The organism is Pseudomonas sp. P106(2024) (genome assembly GCF_057480815.1).
On sequence record NZ_JBLIYU010000004.1, the window covers coordinates 187,722 to 198,950 of the forward strand.

Annotated in this window: 9 protein-coding genes; 7 read left to right on the forward strand and 2 right to left on the reverse strand. The window is 62.2% G+C overall.

The genetic code is table 11. The features are described 5' to 3' along the window. Positions 1-27: 27 nt before the first annotated feature. A complete protein-coding gene (locus AC25M7_RS09320; protein WP_236247934.1) occupies positions 28-945 on the reverse strand; it encodes a putative 2-dehydropantoate 2-reductase in 918 nt (305 codons plus the stop codon). Between the two features lie 99 nt (positions 946-1,044). Here AC25M7_RS09320 and AC25M7_RS09325 point away from each other — a divergent pair, with 99 nt between their 5' ends. Further along, the gene (locus AC25M7_RS09325; protein WP_011535522.1) at positions 1,045-1,530 is read left to right on the forward strand and encodes a YajQ family cyclic di-GMP-binding protein; all 486 of its coding nucleotides are present in this window, start codon (positions 1,045-1,047) and stop codon (positions 1,528-1,530) included. A gap of 112 nt (positions 1,531-1,642) precedes the next feature. Further along, a complete protein-coding gene (locus AC25M7_RS09330; protein WP_028689724.1) occupies positions 1,643-2,479 on the forward strand; it encodes a mechanosensitive ion channel family protein in 837 nt (278 codons plus the stop codon). 484 nt (positions 2,480-2,963) lie between these two features. Here the strand turns inward: AC25M7_RS09330 and AC25M7_RS09335 are convergent, their stop codons facing one another. After that, entirely contained in the window at positions 2,964-3,563 is a 600-nt protein-coding gene (locus AC25M7_RS09335) for a LysE/ArgO family amino acid transporter (protein WP_028689723.1), read from the reverse strand. 125 nt (positions 3,564-3,688) lie between these two features. Here AC25M7_RS09335 and AC25M7_RS09340 point away from each other — a divergent pair, with 125 nt between their 5' ends. The 5 genes from AC25M7_RS09340 to AC25M7_RS09360 all read left to right on the forward strand — a co-directional run bounded on the left by AC25M7_RS09340 (position 3,689) and on the right by AC25M7_RS09360 (position 11,030). Next, entirely contained in the window at positions 3,689-4,579 is an 891-nt protein-coding gene (locus AC25M7_RS09340; RefSeq protein WP_028689722.1) for a LysR family transcriptional regulator ArgP, read from the forward strand. 49 nt (positions 4,580-4,628) lie between these two features. Next, entirely contained in the window at positions 4,629-5,624 is a 996-nt protein-coding gene (locus AC25M7_RS09345; RefSeq protein ID WP_028689721.1) for an NAD-dependent epimerase/dehydratase family protein, read from the forward strand. Between the two features lie 88 nt (positions 5,625-5,712). Further along, positions 5,713-6,537 carry a hypothetical protein gene (locus AC25M7_RS09350; protein ID WP_062364078.1) on the forward strand — a complete coding sequence of 275 codons (825 nt, stop codon included), beginning with the start codon at positions 5,713-5,715 and terminating at the stop codon, positions 6,535-6,537. A gap of 304 nt (positions 6,538-6,841) precedes the next feature. Next, positions 6,842-8,863, forward strand: a complete 2,022-nt coding sequence (locus tag AC25M7_RS09355) for a hypothetical protein (RefSeq protein WP_486970963.1) — start codon at positions 6,842-6,844, stop codon at positions 8,861-8,863. Positions 8,864-8,951: 88 nt separating this feature from the next. Further along, complete coding sequence (locus tag AC25M7_RS09360; protein ID WP_186594291.1) at positions 8,952-11,030, forward strand: hypothetical protein; 2,079 nt, start codon at positions 8,952-8,954, stop codon at positions 11,028-11,030. The last annotated feature ends 199 nt before the right edge of the window (positions 11,031-11,229 follow it).

Sequence of the window (11,229 nt, forward strand, 5' to 3'; positions counted from 1 at the left end):
GGTGTCCTGTCCTGTGGATGAATGCCGTCAGTCGCTACGCAGTCCGCGCGCCTGCAAGTTATCGACCAGGCGCCGCTGCAGCCGTTCCAGGGCCGGTACCGCCAGGTCATGGCGGTTGGCGGTACGGCAGGCGTGGCCGAGCAGGTAGTGGACCTCGGTGCGTCGGCCATGGCGGACATCCTGGTACATGGAAGAGTAGTTGGCCGCGGTGGCGAGAATCACCCGCTGCACTTCCTCATGCAGGTCGTGGGCGGCCTCGGGCTGGCCGCAACGGCGCAGCAGGTCGGCCAGTTCGTCACACAGCTGGTCGACTTCGGCCAGGTGGCCGAGCAGGCCACCGTTCTGGCAGTCGTGCAGCACGGTGAGCGGGTTGATCGCGCAGTTGAGGGCCAGTTTGCGCCACAGGCGGGTGGGGATGTCGAGCGACCACTGGGCCGGGATGCCGGCGTCATCCAGGTCTGCGAACCAGGACGGGACGTTGGGGTTGGTCGGATCACCCAGCCAGTTGAAACCGTGGCCGGCGAAGCGCACCTGCCAGTCGGCCTCGCGGAACGCGCCCTCGGTGCTGGAGGCGAAGATGCAGCGGGCGTGGGGCACCTGGTCGGCGACTTCGTCCTGGCTGCCCAGGCCGTTCTGCAACAGCACCAGTTCGGCGCCGTTGGCCAGTCTCGCGGCCAGGCGCGCCACGGCTGGCGCGGCATCGTAGGCCTTGCAGGCCACCAACAGGCGATGAATCGGCCCTTGGGCATCGAAGGTTTCCGCGGGGATCGCGTAGTGCTGGGTCTTGTCCTGTTCGAACAGCGTCAGCTTGCCTGCGCCCTGGTAACTGGACAGGCGCTGCTTATCGCGCAGGATCAGGCGGACCGCCTTGCCGGCGCGGGCCAGGCGACAGGCCCAGAGGCTGCCGAGGCTACCGGCGCCGAGAATATGCCAGGTGCTGCTCATCTGCGTTTCGCAACCCGTTATAATGAGCCCGCATTTTAACCATCAAACCCGACGCGCTCCATCTTCAAGCCGAGCGCGCTTTTTTTCTGGAGATCATCCATGCCTTCGTTCGACGTGGTATCGGAACTGGACAAGCACGAAGTGCAGAACGCCGTCGACAACGCCATCAAGGACCTCGACCGCCGTTACGACCTCAAGGGCAAGGGCACCTTCGAGTTCAAGGACAAGGAACAGACCGTGCTGCTGACCGCCGAGGAGGAGTTCCAGCTCGAGGCGATGCTGGAAATCCTGCGCCTGGCGCTGGTCAAGCGCAAGATCGACGTCAAATGCCTGGAAACCAAGGATCCCTACGCATCCGGTAAGGAAAAGAAGCAGGAAGCCAAGTTCCGCGAAGGCATCGACAAGGACCTGGCCAAGAAGATCGTCGCCACCATCAAGGACGGCAAGCTCAAGGTCCAGGCTGCCATCCAGGGCGAGCAGGTGCGCGTGACCGGCAAGAAGCGTGACGACCTGCAGGAAGCCATCGCCCTGCTGCGCACCAAGGAATTCGACATGCCGCTGCAGTTCAACAACTTCCGCGACTGATCCGCGGCGGCCCGGAACCTTGATGGCGCAGTGATGTCCATCGGGGTCCGGGCCGCTTGCTTTGCGTTGCCCGCCTCATCGTGTACTTGCCGTTCGGCATCAGGAGATAAACATGGATTTGAACGCTGAAGTCGATCAGCTGGTCCGTCAATCGCAAACCTGGCTCCCCTTGATCATGGAGTACGGCAGCCGCCTGTTGCTGGCGCTGCTGACCCTGGCCATCGGCTGGTGGATCATCAACAAGGTCAGCGCCCGCCTGGGCAAGCTGGTCGGCCTGCGCGCCGACGCGGCGCTGCAAGGCTTCATCAGCACCCTGGCCAACATCGTGCTGAAGGTGCTGCTGATGGTCAGCGTGGCCTCGATGATCGGCATCGAGACCACCTCGTTCGTCGCCGCCATCGGTGCCGCGGGCCTGGCCATCGGTCTGGCCCTGCAGGGCAGCCTTGCGAACTTCGCCGGCGGCGTGCTGATCCTGATGTTCCGCCCGTTTCGCATCGGTGACTGGATCGAGGCGCAAGGTGTCGCGGGCACCGTGGACAGCATCCAGATCTTCCACACCGTGCTGCGCACTGGCGACAACAAGACCGTGATCATGCCCAACGGCAGCCTGTCCAACGGCATCATTACCAACACCAACCGCCAGCCGACCCGTAAGGTGGTGTTCGACGTGGGCGTGGACTACGACGCCGACCTGCAGAAGGCGCGCAATGTACTGCTGGAGCTGGCCCAGGATCCGCGCGTGCTGCAGGATCCAGCGCCGCAGGCGGTGATCTCGACCCTGGGTGACAGCTCGATCACCGTGTCGCTGCGTATCTGGACCAAGACGGCCGACTACTGGGACGTGATGTTCATGCTCAACGAGCATGCCCGCGACCGTCTCAAGGCCGAAGGCATCGACATTCCGTTTCCGCAGCGGGTGATCCGTGTGGTGCAGGAGACTGTGGCGTAACACAAGCGCCTGCGAAATCGGGGCCGCAAGGCGGCTCCGGCGATCTTTGCCTATCCGCTGAAATCCTGGGGCCGCTACGCGGCCCTTTCGCGGCCCACAATGTCTAGCTGCTTTTGAACATATGGCAAGTGGCTTGGATGTTCGGGCAAGGCGCTGCGACGAGTCATGGCAGGGCTATGGCGAGGCGTGGCAACGCCGGCCGGGCGCCCAAGACGCCGCCAAAATTGAACAGCTTATTGCCGAGACAGCACACTAGCAGGGGTAGGAGCGCTCAGCGCCCGGCTGGCATTGCTCGGTTGATCAGCTGCTCCTGGCAGCCTCCGCACGATTTTTCGGTTTGCGTTGGTACACCTGATCACTTTGCAGCAGTGACCAGATAATGAGCAGATTTGTCCCCGCACGTGTGTCAGCGATGTCTCAAGTCCGTACACATCGGTAGCAGACAGGGATTGCGGGGCGAGTCCATCAATTACAGGTAAGCGGTTCAGTTGAAGATGAGCTGCGCCGCCACCGCGAACATCATCACCGCCACCATCAGGTCGAGCATCCGCCAGGTCGCAGGGCGTGCCAGCCACGGCGCCAGCCAGGCGGCGCCGATCGCCAGGGTCGAGAACCACACCAGCGAGGCACTGGCGGCGCCGGCCACGTAGGCGCCGGGCACGGTCTGCTGGGCGCCGAGGGAGCCGATAAGCAGCACGGTGTCCAGATATACGTGGGGATTGAGCAGGGTCACCGCCAGCGCGCTCAGCAGCACCGCGCGGCGCGAGCGCACGCCCTGGCCTTCCCGGTGCTGCAGGCTCTGTTTGGAAAACGCGCTGCGCAGGGCCTTGGTGCCGTACCAGATCAGGAACACCGCGCCGCCCCAGCGCGCCACGGCCAGCAGAGTAGGGTTGTGCGCCAGTACCGTGGCCAGTCCGAACACCCCGGCGGCGACCAGCAGCGCGTCACAGACCACGCACAGCACCGCCACCGGCAGGTGATGCTCACGGCGCAGGCTCTGCGCCAGGACGAAGGCGTTCTGGGCGCCGATGGCCATGATCAGGCCAAAGGCCACCAGCATGCCGTTGAGATAGCTTTGCCACATAGCGGGGACACTCCACGGCCACCGATGCGGACATCGGCGCGGATCAACAAGAAAGATGTGGCCATTGTGGCGGTTGCGGCGGTATAAGAAAAACAAATAGAGCTGATCAGTCATTAGAGAAATCGATGTTCGACTACAAGTTGCTCGCCGCCCTTGCTGCGGTGATCGAACAAGGCGGTTTCGAGCGCGCCGCCCAGGTGCTGGGGCTTTCGCAGTCGGCCATCTCGCAACGCATCAAGCTGCTCGAGGCGCGGGTCGGCCAGCCGGTGCTGGTGCGCGCCACGCCACCGAGCCCGACCGAGGTCGGCCGGCAGTTGCTCAACCATGTGCAGCAGGTGCGCCTGCTTGAGCGCGACTTGCAGCGCCAGGTGCCGGCGTTGGACGAGGAGGGCATGCCCGAGCGCCTGCGCATCGCCCTCAACGCCGACAGCCTGGCGACCTGGTGGGCCGGTGCGGTGGGGGCTTTCTGCGCGCAGCAGCAGGTGCTGCTTGACCTGGTGGTCGAAGACCAGGAGGTCGGCCTCAAGCGCATGCGCGCCGGCGAGGTCGCGGCCTGCCTGTGTGGCAGCGAACGTCCCGTTGCCGGCGCGCGCAGCCTGCCGCTGGGGTCGATGCGTTATCGTGCGCTGGCCAGCCCCGCGTTCATGGCGCGCTACTTTCCCCAAGGTTTTGCGGTCGAGCGGTTGGCCCGTGCTCCGGCGATCGTGTTCGGGCCGGACGATTTCCTCCAGCATCGCTATCTGGCGTCGTTGGGCGTGCAGGAAGGATTCCTGCACCACCTTTGCCCGTCCTCCGAAGGTTTCCTGCGCATGACCGAGGCTGGCCTGGGCTGGGGGCTGGTGCCGGAGCGGCAGGTAGCCGAACAGCTGGCCCGTGGCGAACTGGTGGAAATCTGCGCCAATACCCCCATCGACGTACCGCTGTACTGGCATCATTGGCGCAACGGCGGGCAGTTGCTCGTCCAGCTGACCGACCACCTGCGCCATTCGGCGCGGCATTGGCTGGTGCCCTTGTAGGCATATCAGGCGTCAGTTGCATCCGAAATCTGGCAAGGCGGAGTCTTACATGCGAATTCTGGTCACCGGCGCGAGCGGCTTCATCGGCGGGCGCTTTGCGCGCTTCGCCTTGGAGCAGGGCCTGGAGGTGCGGATCAATGGCCGGCGGGCGGAGGGCGTGGAGCACCTGGTCAAGCGCGGGGCGCAGTTCATCCCGGGCGACCTGGGCGATGCCGAGCTGGCCCGGCGCCTGTGCCAGGGCGTCGACGCAGTGGTGCATTGCGCCGGCGCGGTGGGCACTTGGGGCCGCTATCAGGATTTTCACCAGGGCAACGTGGTACTTACCGAGAACGTGGTCGAGGGGTGCATCAAGGAGCATGTGCGGCGCCTGGTGCACCTGTCGTCGCCGTCGATCTACTTCACTGGACGTTCGCGCCTCGACATCCGCGAGGACCAGGTACCGCGCCGCTTCCATGACCATTACGCGCTGACCAAGCACCTGGCCGAGCAGAAAGTGTTCGGCGCCCAGGAGTTCGGCTTGGAAGTGCTGGCGCTGCGCCCGCGTTTCGTCACCGGTGCCGGCGATGCGAGCATTTTCCCACGACTGATGCGAATGCAGGCCAAGGGGCGCGTGGCGATCGTCGGCAATGGCCTGAACAAGGTCGACTTCACCAGTGTACACAACCTCAACGAGGCATTGCTCAGTGCCCTTTTCGCCGAGGAACAGGCCCTTGGTCAGGCCTACAACATCAGCAACGGCCACCCGTTGCCGCTATGGGACGTGGTCAACTACGTGATGCGCCGCATGCAACTGCCGCAGGTCACCCGCTACCGCTCCCCAAGCCTGGCCTACGGCCTGGCGGCGCTCAACGAGGCCGCTTGCATGCTTTGGCCCGGGCGCCCGCTGCCGACCTTGAGCCGCACGGCAGTGCAGGTGATGAGCAAAGATTTCACCCTCGATATCAGCCGTGCCCGTCAGTACCTGGGCTACCGACCCCAGGCCGATGTGTGGTCCGCGCTGGATGAATTCTGTGCCTGGTGGCAGGCGCAGACGGGGCAACGCTGAACCTGTGGGCGGGATGATGGTCATCAGTGCGCCGCCCAGGCGGTTTATACTCATGCCTCTTTGCTACCACCCGCGGTTGAATGCACCCATGCGTAACGACGCCCACGACGACTTTGACGATGTGCCCACCCTGCGTGCCGGCACCCCTGATGACGATGAATTGCTGCCTGCCCACGTCACCCGCAGCCGCCAGAAGGCGGCGCGCCCGCACAGCAACGGCCCGCTGTGGGCCTTGCTGGGTGCCTCGTTCATCGCCTTGGGCGGACTTGGCTGGTGGAGCTTCCAGCAGATCACATTGATGGAGCAGCAACTGGTCGCGACCCAGGAAAGCTTTGCCCGCATCAGTGAGGAGGCGGCCGGGCGTTTGCAGGCGATCAGCGGCAAGGTCGATGCCAGCGAGTCCAGCAGCAGTTCCGGCAGCGAGGCGCTGAAGCTGCAGATCCGTCAGTTGCAGGCCTCGCTGGCCGAGCAGGGCAAGCAGCAGCAGGGCGTCGCCGGACAGGCGGGTGACCTGGGCAAGCGCTTGGAGCAGGTGCTGGCCGATACCCGCGAGCAGCAGAAGGCGGTGACCGAATTGCAAGGGCAACTGCAGGCGCAGCTCAAGGCAGTCAATGGCGAGCTGGCGGCGCTCAAGTCGGGCCAGGTGGATGGCGGCAAGCTGGATGGTCAGCTCAAGAGCCTGAGCAATGAGGTGGCGGCGCTGAAGAAGCAGGGCAATCCGAGCGCGGCCATCGAGAGCCTTGAGCAGGATGTGCTGGTGCTCAAGAGCCAGTTAGATAACCGCCCGGCCACTGCGGGCGGTGGCACTTCGGTGCAGGAGTTCGATGCCTTCCGTGGGCAGACGACCCGCAATATCAATACCCTGCAGAGCCAAATCCAGAACTTGCAACAGCAGATCAATGCCCGCCCTTGAACCGAGCATGAATGTGGTTACCTGAGACTTCGATCGGGTGCCATTGCCTCTGAATTTGTTTGTTTCCCGCGCCTGCAGCGTTCCTTTCGGCAGACCCCGAACCCGTCTGAACCTGGCATTTTTGTCAGGTGTCGGACGGGCGGGAGTTTGTTACATCTACTAGCACGACGACGGCAGCCGTTTCCTCCCTTGCTCCTGTTCCCATCACTGGTTGGCTAGTGCCTTGTGTCGTGACTAACTCGTTGCCCCGAATCCGTGAGGGTGCAGGGGCCGCGTACCTGTAGAACCGATTAGGAAAATGGCCATGAACAAGCCTGTACCCAAACAACTCAGCGGTCGGTTGCTGCGGCCCGCGGGTAAACGCTCCAGAGTGCTGTTCCCACAGGGTGGAGTGTTGGACTTCAAGGAACTGATTGTCGAGGGGCTGGTTGAGGATGGCGTCGACGATCCTGCTGAACTCTTGCCGGTGGCGGGCCATGACCAACCGTTGAGGGTGAGGGTGCCGAACTGGGATGAAGTCGAGGAAGGTATGGTCATCGCGTTGTATGTAAACGGTGACGAAGAACTCGAAGGCGTGGGCATGGCCTGGCATTCGATCACGGCCGCGGAAGCGGCGGATCCTGATTACGAGTTCTCTCTGGAACTGCCGAGTTCGTATTGGGATTACATTGCGGATGGGCAGGATCGTACCTTCCAGGTGGGTTACTCGGTTCGACCAGAGTTTTCAGGTGAATTCGAAAGAGGGCCCAACCGAGTCATCCGCATCGATAAACTGGCGCCGGGTGGCAACCCCGGCACACTCGCGAGGCTATCGTTTGCTTCGGAGATCGAGGCCAGGAAGCACATCCTGATCACGGACTTTGTCGCTGGCATGCTTACGGTCCATGTCAGGGGTTATCTGGAGCAGAAGCTGGGTGACCAGATCATGGTGACCATGACCGACGGCACTACTCCAGTGACGGTCGGCCCCTTCACCGTCACCAGCAGCATTGACGCCACGCCAGTGGCACTGCCGCTGGCCGAGGTGCAGAAGCTCAAGGACAATACCCCGATCACATTCACCTACACGTCGCAGGATCGGGCAGGGAATCTCTCGATCGTTTCCGTGCCTCATGACACCCTGCAGTTGCTGTTGCAGGATATCCCCGTCGTTCTCCCTACGCCTGAAGTGCCAGGATTTGACCAGCCGGGCGACCCGCTGATTCTCGACAAAGATGCCCGTGCAGGCATCAACCTGGTGGTTCCCCGGGTCACCGGGGCTCGTATCGGCGATAAGGTCGTCGTGCTTTGGGGAGCCCAACGTTCGGACGAACATGAAGTCACCGTGGTGCCGCCGCCGCCAGAGCCATTGATGAAACTGGTCCTGCTGTATCCGCTTACCAGCGCAGGGCCGAAGACAGGGGCCGTGGCCGTGAGTTATGAATTGTGGCGCGGCGGCTTCAAGATCGGCGACGCGACGCCCCCGGCGAGCGTCAATGTCGACCTGCGGCTGCCGGGTGGGCCCGATCCCGATCCGGAGTTGCCAGAGCATGGCAATCTGGAATTGGCCACCATTGTCGGCGATGCCTCCGGGCAAGTGGATGAGCTGACGCCCGAGGATGTCGCCGCAGGTGCGCAAGTGACCATCCCCTGGCTCGCCGTGGACGGCACTGATCTGTTGGAGGAGGACGATAAACTCCACCTGGTCTGGGGCACACAGCCCTCCCACGCGCTTGCTCCCGTGAGCGCTGCCGAGGCAGCTGCCAAGGTCGACATCAACCGTCCAGTTCCCCCGACCGTGCTGGCCAGCGAGCCCAGTGGCACGGTGCAGATGGCCTATACCGTGACCCGGGTATTCGGTGCGAGTGGCGAGGAAAACACAGCGCATTCTCCATCCAAGCCTGTGGACCTACTGCGCGGGGAAGACCTGCCGGGAGGGGGCACTGCGCTCAAGGAGCTTGAATTCACTGACCTCAATCGGTTTGGCGCAATCGATATCGAGAAGGCGCAACGAGATTTACCGGTGAAAATCGAGCTTTATGGCAACGTGGCGGTGGGCGACACCATTGTGATCCATCTCAGTGCAGACGACAGTCAGAAGCCTACTCCTGGAAACCCTATCCCGGATGCTGAAGTAAACCTCCCGCTCATCAGAATCGAACAGCATCACAAAGACCAGGGCGAACTCACCTACCAGATCGAGCGTCGATGGGCGTTCGTAATCTGCACCGGCTCGGCCACCGTCGAGTACACGGCGACGAATGTCCATGGGCCGGTGAAAGCCGGTCACAAACGTGTGCCGGTCTCGGTAAGGGAACCCAGTCAGCCGACGTGCCCGCTGCCTTGAAGTGAAAGTGCCCTGGCGATTGGCCAGGGCACTGTTTCTTCATCTTCCATGGTTGCCTGTGGGCACCTTGACTTTCAGGGGATGACGCATGAGTACCTTTAATGAAGGGGTAAAGGGGACGCTTGAATTCAAAGCACTCGAAGTCTGTGCGCTATTGGATGACGGTTACGATGAGCTCCCTGAATTGTTACCGGGTGACAGGTTAAGTGACGATCTGCAGGTGATCGTCCCGTGGTGGCCCGAGATTGCGGTTGATTACCAAATCGCGTTGACCTGGGACGACGAGATTCTCGAGGCCGAAGAGGGCGCTTATCACTATGTCGAGCAGTCTGAGGCGGAGGATCGCGATCATAAGTTCGAACTCACGCTGCCCGCGTCCTTTTGGCGTTCAGTAGGGGAGGGGAAAGAACGGCGGTTCAGCTTAGGCTACGCTGTTCGCCCCTCTCTGAGCACGGTCTGGGAGCATGGTCCTAGCCGGTTTGTTCGTATTGACAGGCTGGCCCCCGGAGGTGATGAGGGGGCACTGGGAAAAATGGTGTTCCCCAAGGCATTGGAGGACAGGGGTGTAATCCTTGAGTCCGATTTCGAGGAGGGCGTGCTCTGGGTCACGATCAGCGGTTTCTTGCATCAGGCGCTGGGTGACACGATCACGGTCAGTATGACCGATGGCATTGAACGAGTCAGCGCGGGGCCGTTCATCGTGGACAGCGAGAGCGAGCCTACGCCCATCGCATTGCCCCAGGCCAAGTTGCAGACATTGGTTGGCGGGATTCCAATCGCTTTCACCTATCAGATACAGGACCGGGCAGGTAACGAGTCCGCCCTCTCCCTGGTTCATGACAGCCTGGTACTCCAGGTCGTACAACCCCTGTCTGCACCGCGCGTGCTGGATGCCGACGACTCGGGCAACCTTGATTTCAACCTGCTGGGAGATGCCGACGTCCGCATCGTTCTGGACCCCGACGACCGTTGGGTAGTTGGGCAGGCGGTAACGCTGGTCTGGGTGGGCAGGACTGCCAATGGCAGCCTCCTGGCGCCTGTGATCAAGCATGCCCAGTTGAAGGCGGGTGGCGTTGAAATCCCTCTGGAGAACGCCCATGCGGCCGCGGTGTTGCAGGGGGATGCACGCCTTGTCTACCGCATTGATGAAAGTGGACTCGGTTCCGATCCAGGGGTGATCTCCATCATCGGCTCCCTCGAACTTGACGCTCCTGAGGTGGATGAGGCAGCGGACGGTGGGCTCGATCCCGAGAATGTTCCGCCGCAGGGCGCGACGATACGGATCAAGGCTTACCCCCATATGGCCAAGGGCGATCAGATCCTGCTGGAGTGGAATGGTGTGTCCGCTACTGGCGATCCTCATGATCTTTCCTGGCCGCTCGATGTTCAAAAGGAGGGTGAGCTTGAGCAAAGGGTCGGGAAGGACGAGGTCGAGGTTCTGGTTGGGGGACGGGTCACCTTGTCCTACACGCTGGCTGCAGGGGGCGGGGCCCTCTCCGGTTCCGCGAATTGCGATCTGCGGGTAGGGCGTGTCGCATTCCCGCGCCCAGAAGTGGAAAAGGCATTCGGTGATAACAAGGACCAGTTGGACTTCAACCGCGACTTCGTCGGGGCCAGCCATGTGAAGGTCACCGTGCGCCAATATGCCGGGATGGCCGGAGACCAGGTCGCGATAGTGCTGGAAGTGCCGGACCGTGACTACCAGTCCCCCTGGAGAGACGTCGTCGGGCCGGCCGATCTGGTGTTTGAGGTACCCGCTGGCGTGGTGATGAACGGGATTGGGCATACGGTGCCGATCAGCTACAAGATCCTGCGTGATGAAAAGGAGGAAACCTCGGTTGTGCTGGAGCTGAACATTCAGGAACAGCTGCTGGAGATGCAGGCTCCCAGATACATGTCCTTTGCCGGCCAGGAGCCGAAGTTCATCGTGCGCTATCAAGAGGTCAAGAGCGGCGATCAGATCGACATTCACTGGCAGGTTGAAGGGGAACCGTCCAGGCATGCAACGGAGGCGGTGTATCAGGACGCCAGCTATTGGCTTGTGCCAATCGACCCGAACTGGGTTGCCGCAGATGTAAGGAAGACGGTGTACGCCAACTATTCCGTTGTTCCGAAGGTGGGGGAAAAACGGCAGTTTTCGCCTCTTCATGTCTTCACGCCGCGTTAACGGTTCGCCCCGTGTCAATCCCAGATTCCATGCGCCATGGCGAGGCAGGTGTCAGTGTTTTCTCGTGCCCTGGCGGAAAAATCCTACAGAAGATTTTTGGATTTCTGTCGAGACTGTTCGCCGTTTCAACAGTGCCGAGGTGCTACGACGACTGGCCGTTCGGTTGACGATGTTTTAGTGGGAGATCGCTATGAGAAGT